Origin of the sequence: Polaromonas sp. YR568, from assembly GCF_943371715.1 — a bacterium.
Lineage (GTDB): Bacteria > Pseudomonadota > Gammaproteobacteria > Burkholderiales > Burkholderiaceae_C > Polaromonas.
Map to the genome: position 1 here is coordinate 266,909 of NZ_CALRVW010000003.1, position 18,544 is coordinate 285,452.

Consider the following 18,544-nt stretch of genomic DNA (forward strand, 5'->3'; position numbering starts at 1 on the left):
TGCGGCGGTTCGGTCCGTTTCCAGTTGATGGTGTTTTGTGGCTCCAGCCCTTATTCAGTGTGCGCAGGAAGCTATTGAATTTATAGCAAATATTTTTTATGACTTGTCATCCCGGACTTGATCCGGGATCCATGCTTGCTAACTCGCGCTTTGAGGTGTGCCTGCAAGCCGGGACTCGCCCCGGCGGGCGACTTACTTTTCTTTGCTTCGCCAAAGAAACCTAAGGAAAAGAAAGGCGACCCGATGGTCTGGGGCCCTTCGCTTCGCTACGGGCAACCTGCGGTGCTCGCCGAAAGCGGGGTCGAGCTCAAACTCGCTACGCTCAGACACTCGCGCGCCCTGATCCGCTTTCGGCTGCGCTCCTCGGCCCAGCCCGACGGGTGGGGGAATAAATGCGGGTTCGGGCGCGGGGAGACATGACGCGCGAAGCGCGTCATGTCCGACTCACGGGACTGTCATGTATGCACGCGCTTGCAGCACACGCGGCCAAATGAAGCTCCCCGCCATCGCCCAGCGGGGCGAGGGAGGGGCGGGGGGAGGGAGTGGGGAGTTGCTCCTACTGTCCAGCACGAACCAGGAACGCAGCGTGATGCCGGCGATGAAATCCGCGGGTTAGCGAACCCGCTCAACTCCGTTGTTGCATCTTCTCAATCCGCTCACCCATGCGCGACAGCAGGTACCACCACTCGCTGTCGTCATCGCGGTAGGTCCGCACCGCACCGGCGCGGACCAGGATCTTGCGCAGTTCGTCGTCTTCAAAACCGCCCAGATGCTTTTTAAGCACGTCGAAGGACCGGTCGGTGAAGCTTTTGTGGCTCAGGAAATGGCGTGCGGTTTCCTCGGCCATGAACTCGGTCCGGTACTGCTGCTGCAGCGCCTGGATCTGGTGCTTGAACTGCTGCCGGTTCACCGCAAAGGTCACCAGAGCGCCGACGAGCGTGCCCAACAGGGTGAACAGGGGGGTCAGAAGGTTGGGGTCCATGGCGGGCTCGGTGTGGGTTGATCAGGGGGTTGCCGGATTTTTGCAGCCCGCATTATTGCGGTGAATCAAGTCCGCGGCAGGTTTCAACCTGTGCGCAGCCTGCGGCTTTGGGAAGGGACTAAACTCGCCGAAGGCGCGCGCGATGCCTGACTTTTTACCACCGCACTTGGGAGCATGCCATGGACAATACCAGCAAGGACAAACTGATCACCGACATGAAAGTGGTCCTCACCGACGTGGAGGACCTGCTCAAGGCCGCCACCGCTGCCACTGGCGAAACGGCGGCGGCGCTGCGTGAAAAGGCTGCGGGCAAGCTCAAGCTCGCCACCGAAAAACTGACCGGCCTGCAGGAAGCGGCGCTGCTCAAGGGCAAGGAAGCGGCCAAGGTCACGGACGAGTATGTCCACGCCCATCCCTGGAAGGCCGTCGGGATCGCGGCCGCGGCCGGTTTCCTGATCGGCCTGCTGGTCAACCGCAGACCATGATTGCCATGGCGGGAAGCACCGGCTTGCCGGTGTGCCTGTTGTTGCCATGAACACACCCTCTCACGAGCGCCAGGACGGCCCCCCGCCGCCGCGCCTGTTCGCCTCGCTGCGCCAGCTGGGCCTGACGGCGCTGTCCATGGCTCACACGCGCGTGGCGCTGGCCGGTGTCGAGCTCGAGGAAGAACTGCAGCGGCTGATCGGCCTGTTGCTGAGCCTGCTGGGGCTGCTGGTGTTCGGTCTGGTCGGCGTTCTGACGGTCACCTTGACGGTGGTGCTGGCCGTGGATCCTGCGCAGCGTGTCGCGGTGCTGGCATTTTTTGCAGCGGCGTACCTCGGGCTGGCCGGCTGGTTCTGGTGGCGCGTGCGGCACGCGCTGGCCACGCGGCCGCCTTTCCTGCAGGCCACTTTTGCCGAAATGGCGCAGGACCGCGAGGCGCTGCAGGCCGCCTCGGTCGGTGCCATGCCGCAGGGCGGAGACCGCCATGGATAGCGCCACCAGCCAGAGTCAGCGGGCGCTGAGAAAGCAGTTGCTGCTGATGCACTCGGCGACCGAGCGCGCCGAACTGGTCCAGGCCCTCGGTGCGGCGCGGCAGTCGGTGGCGGTGCTCAAAAAAGGGGGGGTCCCGGGAGGGATGCTCGGCAAAAGTCTGCCGCTGGCGCTGGGTCTGCTCAAGCGTGCGCCGCTGATTGCCCCGGTGTTGTCGCTGGTGCTGGCCGGCGCGCGCCGGCCCCTGCTGCGTTACGCCCTGCTCGGTGCGGGTTCGGCCCTGCTGGTGTGGAAGGGCTACCAGTGGCTGGCAGATCAGCGCCAGCCTGCGACCGGGCCGGCTGACGAGGGCGCCCCGCCGCCGGCCTTCTGATCGTGCGGCTGAGCGGCGGCGTCCGCGTTCACCGCGCCTTGGGTGCTCCTGAATAAATAGCTGCTTGCGCCCGTATCTATTGGGCTGAAGGCCTTTTTATTCCAAAAACTGCTGGCTGGCCTCAGATTTCCAGATTGTCAATCAGCCGCGTGGTGCCCAGCCTGGCCGCACCCAGCACCACCAGCGCTTCCGCTGCTCCGCTGATTCCGGGCGGCAGCAAGTCCGCGCGGCGGCGCACGGTCAGGTAGTCGGGTGCCCAGCCGCGGGCGGTCAGCGCCTGCATGGCCTGGGCTTCCAGGGCATCGAGCTTGTCCAGCCCCTGCGCCCTGGCGGCTTCGCCCAGCGCCTTCAATGCCAGGGACAGGTGCACGGCTTCGGTCCGCTCCTGGACATTGAGGTATCCGTTGCGCGAGGACAGCGCCAGGCCGTCCGCAGCGCGCAGAGTCTCACCGGGGACGATGGTGATCGGCAGGGCAAACTGCTGCACCATGCGCCGGATGATCATCAGCTGCTGGTAGTCCTTCTTGCCGAACAGCGCGGTGCCCCCGGGCTTACCGGCGAACACGCAGGAAAACAGCTTCATCACCACGGTGCTGACGCCGATGAAAAAACCGGGGCGAAAATGCCCTTCGAGGATGTCGGCCAGTTCGGCCGGCGGGTGCACCTTGTAGGTTTGCGGCTCGGGGTAGAGGTCGGTTTCGCGCGGCGCAAACAGCACGTCACAGCCGGCGGCTTGCAGCTTGTCGCAGTCGGCCTCCCAGGTGCGCGGATAGGTGTCGAAATCTTCGTGCGGCGCAAACTGCAGGCGGTTCACAAAAATGCTGGCCACCGTCACGTCGCCCAGCGGTTTGGCCTGGTTCACCAGCGCGATGTGACCGTCGTGCAGGTTGCCCATGGTGGCCACGAAGGCGGGGTGCTCGAAAGGCGCCAGCGCGGCGCGCAGGTCGGGGATGGTGTGAACGATTTTCATGCGGTGCGAAGGGCGTGTTCAAAAGGGGCGACTATACAAGCGACTCGCGTGGGGCACTCTCTCTTTACCAGCCAGGGCCGCGGAACCGGCTCCGCCGGGCCGCAGGCGCAGCGCCCCCTCGGGGGGCAGAGAGCTACACGCAGTGAGCGAACGTGGGGGGCATCTTCACCAGGCGTGCAGCGCATCAACGGGGAAACGTCCTTGCTTGACCGCCTGCACATAGGCCTGCATGGCGCCCTGCACGCTGTGCGCTTCGGCCATGAAGTTGTGCACGAACTTCGGCATTTTCCCCAGGTTCATGCCCAGCATGTCGTGCAACACCAGCACCTGGCCGGCGGTGCCCACGCCGGCGCCTATGCCTATGGTGGCGCAATGGGTGAGTTCCTTGGTCAGCGCCGCCGACAGCGCGGCCGGTACCATTTCGAGCACCAGCATGGACGCACCCGCGTCCTGCAACGCGTGGGCCTGGCTGGTCAAGGTAGCGGCGGCCTCGTCGCCCCGGCCCTGCACGCGGTAGCCGCCCAGGGCATGCACGGTTTGCGGCGTCAGGCCCAGGTGGGCGCAGACCGGAATGCCGCGTTCGACCAGGAAAAACACGGTCTCGGTGGTCCAGCCGCCGCCCTCGAGCTTGACCATGTGGGCGCCGGCCTGCATCAGCACCACGGCGCTGCGCAGTGCCTGCTCTTTCGACTCGTGGTAGCTGCCAAAAGGCAGGTCGGCGATCAGCCAGGCGGTGGCCTGGGCCCTACGCAGGCCACGCGCCACGCATTCGGTGTGGTGGCGCATGGTTTCCAGCGTCACCCCCACGGTGCTGGACAGGCCCTGGCAGACCATGCCCAGCGAATCGCCGACCAGCAGGCATTCGATGCCGGCCGCATCGGCCACGGCCGCAAAGGTCGCGTCGTAGGCGGTCAGCATGGTGATTTTTTCGCCCTGCACATGCATCTCGCGCAGGCGCGGCAGGCTGACGGGTTTGCGTACCGCCGCGGGCGGCGCGGGGGGCAGTGTGCCGTAAGGGCTGGCGGCGCTGGCGGGAGCTTGGGCAGGGGGCTGGGTCATGGCAGGGCCTTGGCGACAGGTCAGGTGGGCAACAGGGTGGGCTGGGGCAGCAGCGGTGCGGTCACCCGCGGCTGGCTGCGGCCGCGCTGCACGGCCTGCTGCAGCTGTTCGATGGCGGCTTCCGGCGAGGCTGCCGCAGTGATGGCGCTGATCACCGCCACACCGGCGGCACCGGCCCGTGCGGCCTGTTCTGTCCGCGCCACGTCCATGCCGGCAATGCCGACCACCGGGGTCGGCAGCAGCGCGCACCAGTAGGCCAGGTTGTCGTTGCCTTGCGGAACCCACGGCATGGCCTTGGCCTGGGTGGGATGGATGGGTCCGCAGGCGATGTAGCTGGGCCGCAGTGCCCAGGCGCGGCAGACTTCCCAGTAGGCATGGGTGCTGATGCCCAGGCGCAGGCCGGCTTGTTTGATCGCAGCCAGGTCGGCGACGTGCAGGTCTTCCTGGCCCAGGTGCACGCCGTAGGCGCCCTCTTCGATGGCGAGTTGCCAGTGGTCGTTGATGAACAGCTGGGCGCCGGCTGCCGTGGCGGCTTGGATGCTCTCCCGGATCTGCTCGCGAACCATGGCGCGATGTTCCGACGCCTCGGCGTCCTTGATGCGCAGCTGCACGGTGCGCACACCCGCACTCACGACACGGGCTACCCAGGCGGCGCTGTCCACCACGGCATACAGCCCCAGGTCCGGGTCGCTGAGCGCCGCAAAGCCACTGACCGTCGTGGACCGGGGCAGGCTGAAGTGCGGCAGGTTGGCGCTACGCTGCGCAAAGTCGGGACGCGGCTGCACAGGTCCCGTCCCCGTGTGCTGGCTCAAGGCATCGTTTCTCGCCATGCAGGCCAATACGATGGCTTCCATGGCCACAAAGCCCTTTGCCAGCGCCTGTGCGGCAGCGTTGGCGAACACTGCGCCCGCGTCGGGGTGGCTTTTGGGGTGTCCGGCCGCGGCGGAAGGACCCAGCCAGCCACTGGCCTGCGGCGTGTCGGCATAGTCGGCTTCGTCGCCCGTGATCACCACCGCCTCGCCAACGGCGGCGCGCAAACGGGCTGCGGCCTGTGTCACGGCCGCGGGGTTGTCCAGTGCGGCTGTGCCCAACAAGGTGGCTGCTTCACTGCGGTTCAGGCAGAGCAGGGCGGGACGCGGCAGGTGCTGCGCGCTGCCGGCCAGCAGCGCTTGTATCTCCTTCGCGTTGCCCGTGAAGGTCCAGACCGAGGGAGTGTTGGCGCGCGCTGTCATAGGGTGAACGGCCGTCCGGTGACCGGGGTCGAGGCGACCGCCATGTCCTGCTGGGCCATGATGCCGGCTTCGTACGCGAGGCGCCCGGACTCGATGCCGAGCTTGAAGGCGCGTGCCATCTGCACCGGGTCGCGTGCATGGGCCACGGCCGAGTTGAGCAGCACCGCGTCGTAACCGAGTTCCATGGCCTGCACCGCGTCGGCTGGCGAGCCGATGCCGGCATCCACGATCAGCGGCACCCCGGGCAGGCGGGCGCGCAGGGTGCGCAGCGCGTAGGGGTTGACCAGGCCCTGGCCCGAGCCAATGGGTGCGCCCCAGGGCATCAGGATGCGGCAGCCGACGTCGAGCAGGCGCTGGCAGCTGACGAGGTCGTCGGTGCAATAGGGGAACACCTCAAAACCATCGCGCACCAGCTCGGCTGCCGCCGTCACCAGTTCAAACGGGTCGGGCTGGAGCGTGTGTTCGTCACCGACCACTTCGAGCTTGATCCAGTTGGTGCCAAACAGCTCGCGCGCCATCTGCGACAGGGTGATGGCTTCGCGTGCGCTGCGGCAGCCGGCGGTGTTGGGCAGCAGGCGGGCGCCGCTGTCCCGGATGAGCTGAAAGAAGTCGTTCTGTGTGCCGCCACCGGCCGCCAGCTGGCGCTTGAGTCCGACAGTGACCACCTGCGCGCCCGAAGCCGCGATCGCCTCCTGCAGAACCTGTGGTGACGGGTAGCTGGCGGTGCCCAGAAAAAAGCGGCTGTTCAGTTCGGTACCTGCGATGGAAAAAGTCATAGCAGTGCCCGCACGGCCGCCCGAAGGGCTCTGAAGGCCCCCTTGGGGGGCAGCGAGCGAAGAGAGCGTGGGGGTCGTCATTGGCTAGCCTCCGGTGATGGCCTGGAAGGTGAAAACCGCGTCGCCTTCCGCGAGCACGGTTTGCGCGCGTGTGTCGCGTGCCACAAACTCGCCGTTGACCGCACTGGCAAACGAAGCCGCCGGCTGTCCGCTGGCCTCCAGCAGCTCGGCCAGCGTACAGCCGCCCGGCACCTGCCGGGCCTCGCCGTTGAATGTGATGTTGATGGTTGTCATGTCAGATGTTGCAGCGTTTGCTCGACCAGCGCCGGTGCAATCAGCCAGCCGTGGCGGAACAGGCCGTTGATGCGGACCAGCCCGGGGCTTTGTTCGACGCGTGGAAGATTATCGGGCAGCGCCGGGCGCAGGTTCGTCTCGCTATGGACGATACGCGCTTCGGCCAATTCCGGAATGATGCTGTGCGCCGCGGCCAGCAGTTCGACCGTACTGCGCAGCGAGATCGGCGAGCGGTCCTCGCTTTCAATTTCGCTGGCACCGACGACGATGTGGCCGCCCTCGCGCGGCACCAGGTAGACCCGGTGCCGCGGGTGCAGCAGGCGCACCGGCCTCTGCAGCGCCACGCCGGGCGCATGCAGCCAGATGATTTCTCCGCGCACGCCGCGGACCTGCGGCGTGAAACCGTCGTTGGGTGCAACGGCGGCGGGGGCGGGACGGGCCCCGGTGCCGCGCACATCGAACACGCAGTCGAACCGGCTGATCCCTTGTGGCGTGTGGATTTCGCCGGCCTGCAACTGGCTTGCCGCCACGCCCCAGTGCCACTGCGCGCCCGCCGCACCGGCGGCATGGGCCAGGGCCTGCATCGCCTGCACGGTATGGATCTGTCCCTCGTGCGGCAGCAGCCAGGCGTGCGCCACGCCGTGGACGTCGGGCTCCAGCTCGCGCAGTGCCGCGGCGTCGAGCCGCTGCGGCGCATGACCGGCCGGCGCCTTGTGCTGCAGCAGGTCCACCACGCGGTGCGCCGCGCCTTCGTCGCCGCGGTGCGCCAGCAGCAGGCTGCCGCGCCGGTGCAGTTCCACCGGCACGCCCAAGGCCGCCACGATGGCCGGCCACAGCTCCAGCGAACGCAGGCCGAGCGTGAACACATGTTCGTCGGCTGACTCCAGTTCTGCCGTGGGGCTGAGCATGCCGGCGGCGGTCCAGCCTGCCGCATAGGGTGCCGTGCCCGGGCCGCAGACGGGGGGCTGTGGACCCGGCGCGGGGTCAAAAACCTCGACCGAATGGCCGGCCCGGGACAACTCGAAGGCCAGCAGCCGCCCGAGCAGGCCTGCGCCTGCGATGCCGATGTGCATGATGATGTTCGCCTTTTTTTGGGTGCGCCCAGACGCTCAGCGCTTCTGGATCGGGATGTAGATTTCGCTGCCGCCCTCGCGGAACTCGGCCGATTTTGCCTGCATTCCCTGATCCAGCGCCGCGTTTTCCGCAATCCCTTGTTGCGCCGCAAACTCGCGCACTTCCTGGCTGATTTTCATGGAGCAGAACTTCGGTCCGCACATGGAGCAGAAGTGGGCGACCTTGCTGACTTCCTTGGGCAGGGTTTCGTCGTGGAATTCGCGCGCCGTGTCCGGGTCCAGCGACAGGTTGAACTGGTCATGCCAGCGGAACTCGAAGCGGGCTTTCGACAGGGCCTCGTCGCGTGCACGCGAAGCCGGGTGGCCCTTGGCCACGTCGGCGGCGTGCGCGGCGATCTTGTAGGCAATGATGCCCTGCTTGACATCGTTGCGGTCCGGCAGGCCCAGGTGTTCCTTGGGCGTGACGTAACACAGCATGGCGGTGCCGAACCAGCCAATCATGGCCGCGCCGATGGCACTCGAGATGTGGTCGTAACCCGGCGCGATGTCGATGGTCAACGGGCCCAGCGTGTAGAAAGGCGCCTCGTGGCAGTGTTTGAGCTGCTCGTCCATGTTGGCCTGGATCATGTGCATGGGCACATGGCCGGGTCCCTCGATCATGGTCTGCACATCGTGCTTCCAGGCGATTTGGGTCAGCTCGCCGAGCGTGCGCAGTTCGGCAAATTGCGCCTCGTCGTTGGCGTCGGCACCCGAGCCGGGGCGCAGGCCGTCGCCCAGCGAAAAACTCACGTCGTAGGCCTTCATGATCTCGCAGATCTCCTCGAAGTGCGTGTACAGGAAGTTCTCCTTGTGGTGCGACATGCACCACTTGGCCAGGATGGAACCGCCGCGCGAGACGATGCCGGTGCGGCGATTGGCCGTCATCGGGATGAAGGGCAGGCGCACCCCGGCGTGGATGGTGAAGTAGTCCACACCCTGCTCGGCCTGTTCGATCAGCGTGTCGCGGTAGATCTCCCAGCTCAGGTCTTCGGCGACGCCGCCGACTTTTTCCAGCGCCTGGTAAATCGGCACCGTGCCGATCGGCACCGGCGAGTTGCGGATGATCCAGTCGCGCGTGGTGTGGATGTTTTTGCCGGTGGACAGATCCATCACGTTGTCGGCGCCCCAGCGGATCGCCCAGACCAGTTTTTCGACTTCTTCCTCAATGCTGGAGGTGACCGCCGAGTTGCCGATGTTGGCGTTGATCTTCACCAGGAAGTTGCGGCCAATGATCATGGGCTCGACTTCCGGGTGGTTGATGTTGGCGGGAATGATGGCGCGGCCGCGCGCCACTTCGTCTCGTACGAACTCGGGCGTGACGAAGGCGGGGAGCTGTGCGCCCATGGGGTTGCCACGCACACGGGCTGCGCGTTCGGCATCGCCGAGGTATTCGGCCATCCATTCGCGTTTCGTGTTTTCGCGCAGCGCGATGTATTCCATCTCGGGCGTGATGATGCCGCGGCGCGCATAGTGCATCTGGGTAACATTGGCGTCGGTTTTGGCGCGCCGCGGCGCGCGTTGCAGCCCGGCGGCCTGGGTGCGCAGCGCCGCGATGCGCTGGGCTTCCGGGTCTTGCGGATCATCGCGGTCCTGGCGGCGCGTACCGTCATCAACCGGCTGGGCCGCACGGCCGGCGTACACCTCGGTGTCGCCGCGTGCCTCGATCCACGGCGTGCGCAGGGCTTCCAGCCCGCGACGCACGTCGATGTCGGCGGCCGGGTCGGTGTAAGGGCCGGAGGTGTCGTAGAGCGTGGCGGATTCGCCGTTGCTCAGGCTGACTTCACGCATGGGCACACGAAGGCCGGTATGGATCTGGCCGGGCACGTGGACCTTGCGCGAGGCGGGGAAAGGCTCGCGGGTGAGGGACAGCAGCTGGGCGAACTTGTCGGGAGCGTTCATCGGGGCATTCCTTGACGTGCGTTGCGGCACAAAATGCTCCGAAGGTGTGGCCCGCACCAGCGCTGTGGTGTGGGTCGTTGACTGGGCCGGGGACCGGTGGCAGTCAGCTCTTCTTACGTCGGTACGAACCGATTCAAGTTCACGGGTTTGGGTTGGCCATCTCAGCGACCCGACCACCATGGTCGGGTTGCACCCCGGAGCATGGCCATTCTAGTCCACTGAGGCGCGTCATAGGATTCCGGAGCTCGGCGGCATGCCCGACTGGCAAGGACTCGCCCGCGGCTAGTTCCGGATGGCGGCAGAGAGGTCCGTCGGTGTGGCGGCTTGCTGCCTGGCCACCTGGAGGGCGTCTCCACGGATGTCGTAGGAACCGAAGACTTCTCGCGCCGACCGGGTTTCCGGCAAGACGTAAACGACACCGTTTGTTCCCGTGAATGCCGGGCTCACCACTTTGTCGTAAAAATTCACCGGCACATTGATGCAGCCGTAGGAAACACGGTTGTCATCGGTGGTGACGCTGCTCAGGCGCTGCGCACGCTGTTCGCTGGGCTTGCCTTTGACCACGCGATGCAGCGAGATGGCCGTCTCGTAGTCCACCCAGAGCATTTCCTGGCCATGAATGTCACGGTCCAGGGATGCGACGAAACGACCGGCGGGTGTCGTCCGCTCCTCGGGGCGAATAGTCGACATCATGCGCTCGCCAATGCCAGGCACGGAGTCATCGCCGCGCGCCAGGCCCAGCAGCGCAGGCGTCGCGCCTTGCAGCCGGCCGTCGGCATTGAACATCAGCACCTTCGCATGTACTTTGTCCACGATCATGAAGGGCATGCCCTGGTTGTCTCCGGAGTGGACGACCCAGTCAGCGATGTGGGAGGCCTCCGGGGACGCGCGTTCCTGGCCGAAATGGGCGCGCCTGGGCTGACTGGCCGCAAGGTCTCGCGCAGCAGGGGTGGCCAGGGCAGGGCCGGATGGCTTGACTGACGGCGGGGTGGGTCCAGGCGGCTGCCCCACATCCCCCCCAGCAAAGGCCGCAGGAGACGCAAGGCTTGCGGCCAGCAGCGCCAGGCAGAGCCCGGCCCGTCTCAGGCCGGACGGCCGGCGTGCTTTTGCTACCTGCATCGGATGGTTTTGCATCGGCATGCCGGACACCTGTGCTTCACGAGTGACCCACCAAGTCCACGGTGGTCAGTTGCGCGCTGGCCGGGGTGCATAACGCGGCGCGACGTACGGAGGCGGCGGGGTGAACGGGATCACCGTGGGCGCCACTTCTTCCTTGGTGACAAAAAACACATCGCCAGCATCAGACATGTAGGTTGGCATCAGCCCCGACCGGTACGAGGCCAAGGTGGCCAGTGCCGGCATGGCCAGTTCGACATACGGGAGGTCGATACTTCCATCCGGGTTGAAACCCCTGACGGTCGACGGGAGAATCGCTGGCCTGATGGTCGCGGTGGTTTTCTGGACGATGGGCCCGCAGCAATTCGACGCGAAAGCATACTGGCTGGCATTCGGCCCACCCAGCGTATAGCCGCTGAAGGTGACGGCTTTGTTCGTTCCTGCGGTTGAATTGTCGAAAGTGGCGGTGGCCCCGGGGCCGGCAATCAGGCTTACACCGGCGGGGTTGCCTTTGAGTGTGGTGAGAACGGCATTGTTGGTGCCGTCGAAATATCGGGTGACATCGGGAAACACCAGCATGCGCTGTGTCAGCGTCGCACCCGTGGTCAAGGTGAATTTGGTCGAATAGTCCGTCGGCGTGGTGTACGAGACCGGGTTGTAGGTGATGACGACCGGTGCGTTGGTCACGGTCACCAGTGGTGCGAGTGGCGCGAAGATCACCGTGCCGCCCGCGACGCCAGGGCCTGTGCCGTCCGTGTCCGCGCTGAGGGTCAGACCGCGGGGCAGGCTCAGGCTGCGGGTGGCATCCAGCGTGCCGTTGGTCACCGTGATCTTGCTGCTGATATTGACATCGTTGGCCGCACACATCATGAGGTTGCCATCGGTGGTGGTGATCGCGGCATTGACGTTGACATTGCGTCCTGCGCTCAGCAGGATGCTTCCGTTGGTGGTGGTCATGGCGGCGTTCACGTTGACATCGCGTCCGCAGCAGGCCACAAAGTTTCCGTTGGTGGCAGTAACGGCCGCATTGATGTTGGTGTCCCGGGCCGCCGTGAGTGTGAGGGTCGTCGGGGCGCCGGCGGCGGTCCAGGTGATGGCGTCGTTGACAAAAATATCGCCGTTGCCGGTACCGGGTGCCGTCGTGATGTTCACGCTGTTGTTCACCAGCTGGGCCGACAGCGTGGCGCCGGAAATGTTGCCACCTGCGCCGATGATGAAGTCCTGCGGATCAATCAGCCACGTGCCCATCAGGCCCTGCGGCGCGGCGGTGGTGACGCGCACGTCGTCGCGGATTCTGACGTTGGCCGCCGAGGTTTCAATGAAGCCGCCGTTGCCGCCGTTCGGCGCGCTGGCATCCAGCGTGCCGCTGACATTCATGGTGCCGCTCTGCATGTCGCCCAGCAGCAGGATGGTGCCGTTACGGTTGCCAATGGTCTGCGCCTGGATCACGCCGGTGTTGTTGACCGCGGTTTGCAGCAGGTTGCCGGCTGCCTGGGCCGTCAGCAGGACGTTGCCGCCATCGGCGCGAATCAGGCCACCGTTTTCAACCAGCGCGTTGACAGCACCTTGCGCCACCGACACATTGAGCAGGCCGTCACCGGTCACGTCCATGGTGACGGCGTTGCCGGCGGCAAGCGCCACCGAACCGAGTCGGGCCGAAATCACGCCCTGGTTGCTGACCGTTTTTCCCATCAGCGCCACGTAACCGCCATCGGTCGCGGTGATATTGCCCTGGTTGACGACCGAGCCGCTTCCTGCGTCGGTGAAGCCATAGTCGCCTGCCATGAATTTGGCATCGCTGAGACTCATGGTGGAGGCGACCAGCCCGCCGACGTTCACCGATGCGCCGCTACCGAACAGGACGCCGTTTGGGTTGAGCAGAAAGACCCTGCCATTGGCCTGGAGACTGCCCATGATGTTGGAAGCATCGGTGCCCGTGACCCGGTTCAGGGCCACAGAGGTGCTGCCGGGTTGCACGAACTGCACAGTCTGGCCGGCGGCAATGCCAAAGCTCTGCCAGTTGATCACCGTGCTGGCGGTGGATTGCGTGATGGTCGTCTTGGACGCGCCGCTGTCGATGGTGGCGCCGCCGGCGGCCACCACACCGCCTGTGGGCAAGGCGTACGCCGAGGCACCCAGGCCGAGCATCAGGCAGGTGGACAGGGCCGTAACGGCGAAGCTCGCGGCGCTGGGGCGTCCCGTCGTGGACGAGGATTTTTTCTTGCCTGCGCCGCCGGCGTTTTCAGACACGGCGACGAAGGTGCCAGAGCTGTTGCTCCAGACGGATTGGTGAATGCGGTTCATGGGTAATTCCTTGTGTGCTGTCGGGTGGGCGCGGAAGCTGGCAAATGTCAGAAATACTTGATGGCCTGGATCCAGAACCGGCCTGATTTGTCAGGGGCGGAGATCGCCTCTTCGTTGCCGAGCTTGCGGGCGTAATACGTCCTCACGAGGAAGTTGCCGGGCTCGCCCCAGCTGGCGCCCACGCCGTAAGCGCCGAGGTTTCTGTGGTTGTTCCCGGTGAACCAGGGGTTTTTGTGAATGGTGACGCTGCCGGCATCGACAAAACCGATCAGGTGCACCTGGCCCGGCACGCGTTCCGAGAGTCCGGCCAGCAGCAGCCGGGCTTCGAGGTTGACCAGGTAACCCTGGTCGCCGGAGGCCTCCCCTTGTGGATAGGCGCGCACACCGTTCATGCCGCCCAGGTCCATCTTCTCCGAGGAGTCGAGGTTTTTCGAGGCGACCTGCCCGCTGATGGACCCATACAGCGACACGACGTTGGTGACGCGCTGCAGCCGCGTGGCGGTGAAAGCGAGCTTGTTGTAGGAGCCGTTGGTGCGAGCGCTTGCTGCATCCGCAGCCAGCGCCGACGGGGTTTGTATGTCGAGGTTGCCGATCGACCAGGTCAGCGAATAAGCGCTGATCCCGCCGCCGCCCAGATTGTCGCGGTGGTCGCCATACAGGCTGGCCAGCAACACGTCCGCTTTCCTGTCGGTGACGGATGGAGGGATGGTGTTATCGATCCTGTCCTGGAAAGTCCGGGCTTCGTATGCGAGCTGGCCGTACAGGTTGTTGTTGCGCGAACGGATCAGCGGTCGGACGGCATAGATGCTGGCAATCTCTGCCGTGCCGTTGGCCCCAAGAGGGGCGAATTCCTTGCCCAGTTCATACTCGAGCCGGCTGTAAGCGACACCCACGGTGGTTTTTCCGAAGGGCACCTGGTAGGACGCACGACCGTAGTTGAGCCCGGAGCCGGAGGTGACGGCACGCACGCTGGCCTGGTCGCCCAGCCCCAGCGGATTGTTGAGGTTGACGGTCGCCCCGGCGCGGTACTCGCCGGTGTAGCGGTTGCCGGCGTTGTCGACATCGATGCTGCCGCTCACGCGTTTTCCCGGCGTGAGGTCAACAATGAGATCGGACGTCCCCGGCATGGCGCCCGGGACCAGCGTCGATTTGACATTCACGCCCGGCGTGTCCGACAGCAGCAGAAGGCGGCTTTCCAGCGGATCATTGGTGATGGGGTCGCCACTGTTCAGACCGCTCAGCAGCCGGTAGGCCTGATTGTCGGACAACGTGCTCTGGTTGCGCAGGATGATCTTGCCGTATTGGCCTTCGCTGACCTCGATGGTGACGGTGTTGTCTGCGATTTGCTGCGCGGGCAGGTAAGCCCGGGCCACGAAATAACCGTTTTTGGCGTAGTGGGTCGTGATCTTCGACGCCATGGCGCGCAGATCGGTCAGTGTCAGCTCTGTTCCCGGGATGAAGCCGGTGATCGCGAGCAACTCGGCTTCGCTATAGGCTTTTGCGCCGGTGACGCGCAGGCTGCGGACCAGGATTTTTGCCTCATCCGCGGTGGAGGCGACCGGCGGGGTGCCTCTTTCGATGCGGATTTCAGGCGGTGCTTTTTGGGGTGCCGGCGCTGCAGGAATCTGCTGCATCTGGCTGCCGGCGCCGGGAATCTGCTGGGCCAGCAGGCTTTGGCTGAGCACCAGGAGCGCAAACGGCACCAGGCTTTTGTTCAGGGGAAAACGCCAGGAATCGCAGCGCCGGGGAGCGGTGGACAAATGGGTGCCGATTGCCCGGTCGGGGCGGTGCGTCTGGTGCATGGTGTTGACCTTGAGTTATCAAGTCATCATGAATACTTTTAGTGTTAAAAAATGTAGGCGGGGAGGCTGAAAAAAAGTAAGAAACTACTTTATTGATAAATAACAACACTTCATCAAATAATTAACAGTATTGATGTTTTGTCATGTGACATGGAGCAGGGACTTTCGGCAAGAGTCAGTTCCTGTGCCCCTGTCTCAGCGGCGGTCAGTTTGGACCAACGAGTCTCAACCGAGGTCCGTATTGGGTCGGGCGTGAAAAATCGTTGGCATGCGGCGGGAGCAGCCATCCACGGCGGCCGGCACGCCCGCACCGACAAGGCCTGAACCGATCAGGCCGGCGTGTAGGCCAGGCGCACGTAGATTGGTGCGTAAGCCTCGGCCTGGGTCACGTCGATCAGGCCTTCCTTGGAGAGTTCGAGCAGGGCAATGAAGGTCACCACCAGCACCGGCATGCCGCGGGCGGTTTCAAACAGGTGCTCGAACTCGACGAACTTCTGGCCCTGCAGCTTGCGCAGCACGATGCTCATGTGTTCGCGCACCGAGAGCTCCTCGCGCGAGATCACATGGTGCTGGACCAGTTTTGCGCGTTTGACGATGTCACGCCAGGCTTCCTGCAGGTCGACCACGGTGACGTCCGGAAAACGCGGCTGCAGCGCCTGCTCCACATAGACCTGGGCGCGCAGAAAGTCTCGGCCGAACTGCGGGATGTCGTTGAGTTTGTGCGCGGCCAGCTTGATCTGCTCGTATTCCAGCAGGCGGCGCACCAGCTCGGCGCGCGGGTCTTCCGGCTCCTGGCCGTCGGCGACCTTTTTCGGCGGCAGCAGCATGCGCGACTTGATCTCGATCAGCATCGCGGCCATCAGCAGGTACTCGGCGGCCAGTTCCAGGTTGGTGGCGCGGATTTCGTCGACATACACCAGGTACTGGCGCGTGACGGCTGCCATCGGGATGTCGAGGATGTTGAAGTTCTGCTTGCGGATCAGGTACAGCAGCAAGTCCAGCGGGCCCTCGAAGGCTTCCAGAAACACCTGCAGTGCGTCGGGCGGGATGTACAGGTCCTGCGGCATCGCGAACAGCGGCTCGCCGTAGAGGCGGGCCAGCGCGACCTGGTCGATCACCCCGGGCATGCCGGCCAGCGCCAGCGCGTCGGGCGGCGAACCCGGCTCGGAAGGCGAGGGCGGCAGTTCGGTGATAGTGGACATGAGGGTGGGATCGTCGCGTCAGTTACTATGAAAACAATAGCTGCCAGCGCATACCCAGAAAGGGCTGGAGGCCTTTTTGACTATGGATCTCAGGACTGTTCGCTGTTCGGGTGGCCGCTGGTGCCGTAGACATAGGGCTGCTGCGGCACGCGGGCATCCTGGTAGTCGGCCTGCTCGGAACGGTCCAGCTTCTTGTCCCACCAGATCGCGCGGCCCGCGCGCTGTTCGGCTTCCAGTGTGGGTTTTTTCGCCTTGAGTTCCTCAATGAACAGGGTCACTTCCGAGGTGTAGTGGGGACGGGCGAAGATGGACATGGGGCTAAACTGCCTGAAGTGTTGAATTGACTGATTTTACCGGGGACCACCATGCGCCTGCCTTTTTTCGTTTTCCGGGCAGGCCGCACAGCGGCGGGCCGGGCGCACACAAGGAGCTGGGCTCTCATGGGACTGCTGTCGGTATTGATGGGGATGGTGGGTTGCGACCCGCAGCGCATCGCCGAACTCGAGGAAGGCGTGGCCACCGAAGCCGATGTGCGCGCCCGCTTCGGTGAGCCCGAAAAAATCTGGGAAGCCGCCGACCTGGCCGGCAACCCCTTTCCCGGCGTGGCCGCTCAGCCCGGTGCGCGTACGCTGGAGTACAACCGCCAGCCCGAAGGCCAGGTCAACTACATGATCACCATCGGCCCGGACGGCAGGATGAGCGCCTTGCGCCAGGTCCTGACCCCGCAGAACTTCGCGCTGGTGCTGCCGGGCATGCCGATGGAGCAGGTGCGCAAGATGCTGGGCAAGCCGATGCGGGTCACGCCGTACGCCCTGCAGCAGGAAACCCACTACGACTGGCGTTACCTGTCGCCCCCGGTCACGCCGAGAATTTTCACCGTGGTGTTTGACCGGGACCTGCGCGTCGTGCGCACCGCCTCGGTCGATGCGGAGGTAACCGGGCCGAGCGGCCCCAGCCGCTGAAGTCAGGTGCCAAAAAGGGCTGTAGCCCTTATGAGAAAAGCGCAGGTAGCTATCATTTTCATAGTTCTTCCACCTTCGCCAGAAAACCCGAACGCGCCATGACTGCACGCGGCTGGGCGTTCAGGCCGGAGATCACCAGCCGGCCGCCGCGCAGCACGATGGCCTTGTGCAACTGACCCAGCACATCCAGCCCGGAGGCATCGAGCGACTGCAGCGACTGGGCATCGAGGCGCACCAGCAGGCCCTGCGGGGCGCTTTCCACCACCGACAGCACCGGGTCGATCTTGGCGACTGCGCCAAAAAACAGCGAACCGTAGAGCTGGAAGTGGATGCTGTCGTCGGTGCGTGCGGTCTCCACCACCTGGAACAGACTGCTCATGCGTTGCACAAACAGCACGCAGGCCAGCAGCATGCCGACCTGCAGCGCCACCGTGAGGTCAAACACCACCGTCAGGAAGAAGGTTCCCAGCATCAGCAGCCGGTAGTGGTTGCTGTACTGGCGCAGGTGGGCAAACTCGCGCCACTCGCCCATGTTCCACGCCACATGCAGCAACAGGCCCGCCAGCACGGCCAGCGGCACATGCACGGCCAGCGGCGCGGCGATCAGCACCACCGCCACCAGCATCAGCGCATGCACCAGGCCGGCGACCGGGGAGGTGGCGCCCGCGCGCAGGTTGGTCACGGTGCGGGCGATGGTGCCGGTGGCCGGCATGCCGCCGAAAAAAGGCACGACGAAGTTGGCCACGCCCTGGGCCATCAGTTCCTGGTTGGGGTCATGTTTGGGCAGGCCGGACATCTGGTCGGCGACCCGCGCGCACAGAAGCGACTCCACCGCGCCCAGCACGGCGATGGTCAGCGTGGGCGGCAGCAGCAGCCGCACCGTGTCCCAGGAAAAATCGGGCAGCGCAAAGGCCGGCAGGGCACGCGGAATACCACCAAAACGCGAACCTATGGTGTCCACCGGCAGACCCAGCAGCCAGGCAAAGGCCGTCAGCGTGATCAGCGCCACCACCGGTCCCGGCACGCGCGACACCACCCGGGTGGCCCCCATCAGTTGCAGGCCCTCGACCACCTGCACCCGCTTGATCAGGCGCGCGGCCAGGCCATTGCCCGCGCCGGGGCGGATGGCAAACAGTTTGGGCCAGAGCACCAGGCCCAGAAAACAGACCACGCCCAGGCCCAGGGCACTGGCGTTGAAGGAGTCCAGGTGGTTGGCCAGGGCCTTGATCTGCGAGAAAAAGTCCGCCGGCATCTTGGCAATCTGCAGGCCCAGCAGGTCCTTGAGCTGCGACAGCGCAATCAGCACGGCAATGCCGTTGGTGAAACCGACCACGATGCTGACCGGGACGTAACGCACCAGGGTGCCCATCTTGAGAAACCCGAGCAGGAACAGCAGCACGCCGGCGCAGGCGGTGGAGATCAGCAGGTTGGGCAGGCCGTATTGCTCGACGATGCCGTAGACGATCACGATGAAGGCGCCGGCCGGCCC

General features: G+C 65.1%; 18 protein-coding genes and 1 riboswitch. Of the genes, 4 read left to right on the forward strand and 14 right to left on the reverse strand.

Translation table 11 applies throughout. From position 1 onward, the window contains the following. Positions 1-625: 625 nt before the first annotated feature. Positions 626-982 (reverse strand): hypothetical protein, encoded by a 357-nt coding sequence (locus tag AAG813_RS04125; RefSeq protein ID WP_341912097.1) that lies wholly within the window; start codon positions 980-982, stop codon positions 626-628. Between the two features lie 179 nt (positions 983-1,161). On the opposite strand from AAG813_RS04125, the gene AAG813_RS04130 reads away from it, so the two are divergent. Genes AAG813_RS04130 through AAG813_RS04140 form a run of 3 tightly spaced genes read left to right on the forward strand, consistent with a single transcriptional unit; the run spans position 1,162 to position 2,327 of the window. Continuing rightward, a complete protein-coding gene (locus AAG813_RS04130) occupies positions 1,162-1,467 on the forward strand; it encodes a DUF883 family protein (RefSeq protein WP_341912099.1) in 306 nt (101 codons plus the stop codon). Between the two features lie 46 nt (positions 1,468-1,513). Next, positions 1,514-1,957, forward strand: a complete 444-nt coding sequence (locus tag AAG813_RS04135; RefSeq protein ID WP_341912101.1) for a phage holin family protein — start codon at positions 1,514-1,516, stop codon at positions 1,955-1,957. Next, positions 1,950-2,327 carry a hypothetical protein gene (locus AAG813_RS04140; protein WP_341912103.1) on the forward strand — a complete coding sequence of 126 codons (378 nt, stop codon included), beginning with the start codon at positions 1,950-1,952 and terminating at the stop codon, positions 2,325-2,327. The genes AAG813_RS04135 and AAG813_RS04140 overlap by 8 nt, the downstream gene beginning before the upstream one ends. 121 nt (positions 2,328-2,448) lie before the next feature. On the opposite strand, the gene panC is transcribed toward AAG813_RS04140, so the two are convergent. From panC to AAG813_RS04200, 12 genes are all read right to left on the reverse strand, one after another. Further along, on the reverse strand, positions 2,449-3,297 hold the full coding sequence (panC, locus tag AAG813_RS04145) for a pantoate--beta-alanine ligase (protein ID WP_341912105.1): 849 nt from the start codon (positions 3,295-3,297) through the stop codon (positions 2,449-2,451). A 165-nt stretch (positions 3,298-3,462) separates the two neighbouring features. Then, positions 3,463-4,356 (reverse strand): 3-methyl-2-oxobutanoate hydroxymethyltransferase, encoded by an 894-nt coding sequence (gene panB, locus AAG813_RS04150; RefSeq protein WP_341912107.1) that lies wholly within the window; start codon positions 4,354-4,356, stop codon positions 3,463-3,465. 20 nt (positions 4,357-4,376) lie between these two features. Then, the gene (locus AAG813_RS04155) at positions 4,377-5,588 is read right to left on the reverse strand and encodes a thiamine phosphate synthase (protein WP_341912109.1); all 1,212 of its coding nucleotides are present in this window, start codon (positions 5,586-5,588) and stop codon (positions 4,377-4,379) included. Then, entirely contained in the window at positions 5,585-6,364 is a 780-nt protein-coding gene (locus AAG813_RS04160) for a thiazole synthase (RefSeq protein ID WP_341912111.1), read from the reverse strand. Before AAG813_RS04160 ends, AAG813_RS04155 begins: the two co-directional genes overlap by 4 nt. 84 nt (positions 6,365-6,448) lie before the next feature. Next, positions 6,449-6,658, reverse strand: a complete 210-nt coding sequence (gene thiS / locus AAG813_RS04165) for a sulfur carrier protein ThiS (protein WP_341912113.1) — start codon at positions 6,656-6,658, stop codon at positions 6,449-6,451. After that, positions 6,655-7,731 carry a glycine oxidase ThiO gene (gene thiO / locus AAG813_RS04170; protein ID WP_341912115.1) on the reverse strand — a complete coding sequence of 359 codons (1,077 nt, stop codon included), beginning with the start codon at positions 7,729-7,731 and terminating at the stop codon, positions 6,655-6,657. The genes thiS and thiO overlap by 4 nt, the downstream gene beginning before the upstream one ends. Positions 7,732-7,767: 36 nt before the next feature. Further along, entirely contained in the window at positions 7,768-9,669 is a 1,902-nt protein-coding gene (gene thiC, locus AAG813_RS04175; RefSeq protein ID WP_341912117.1) for a phosphomethylpyrimidine synthase ThiC, read from the reverse strand. 93 nt (positions 9,670-9,762) lie between these two features. After that, positions 9,763-9,876: riboswitch (TPP riboswitch) on the reverse strand. A gap of 75 nt (positions 9,877-9,951) precedes the next feature. Next, positions 9,952-10,497 carry a L,D-transpeptidase gene (locus AAG813_RS04180; protein ID WP_341912119.1) on the reverse strand — a complete coding sequence of 182 codons (546 nt, stop codon included), beginning with the start codon at positions 10,495-10,497 and terminating at the stop codon, positions 9,952-9,954. 357 nt (positions 10,498-10,854) lie between these two features. Further along, positions 10,855-13,089: a filamentous hemagglutinin N-terminal domain-containing protein gene (locus tag AAG813_RS04185; protein WP_341912120.1), complete on the reverse strand. Its 2,235-nt coding sequence runs from the start codon at positions 13,087-13,089 to the stop codon at positions 10,855-10,857. Between the two features lie 47 nt (positions 13,090-13,136). Then, positions 13,137-14,891, reverse strand: a complete 1,755-nt coding sequence (locus AAG813_RS04190) for a ShlB/FhaC/HecB family hemolysin secretion/activation protein (RefSeq protein WP_341912122.1) — start codon at positions 14,889-14,891, stop codon at positions 13,137-13,139. A 329-nt stretch (positions 14,892-15,220) separates the two neighbouring features. Further along, complete coding sequence (locus AAG813_RS04195; protein WP_341912146.1) at positions 15,221-16,018, reverse strand: ScpA family protein; 798 nt, start codon at positions 16,016-16,018, stop codon at positions 15,221-15,223. Between the two features lie 164 nt (positions 16,019-16,182). Beyond that, positions 16,183-16,407: a DUF3460 family protein gene (locus AAG813_RS04200; protein ID WP_300511720.1), complete on the reverse strand. Its 225-nt coding sequence runs from the start codon at positions 16,405-16,407 to the stop codon at positions 16,183-16,185. Between the two features lie 126 nt (positions 16,408-16,533). Between AAG813_RS04200 and AAG813_RS04205 the strand changes: the two genes are divergently transcribed. Beyond that, on the forward strand, positions 16,534-17,055 hold the full coding sequence (locus AAG813_RS04205; protein ID WP_341912125.1) for an outer membrane protein assembly factor BamE: 522 nt from the start codon (positions 16,534-16,536) through the stop codon (positions 17,053-17,055). Positions 17,056-17,113: 58 nt separating this feature from the next. On the opposite strand, the gene AAG813_RS04210 is transcribed toward AAG813_RS04205, so the two are convergent. Continuing rightward, positions 17,114-18,544: SulP family inorganic anion transporter (locus AAG813_RS04210; RefSeq protein ID WP_341912127.1), on the reverse strand; the 1,431-nt coding region annotated here is incomplete at its 5' end.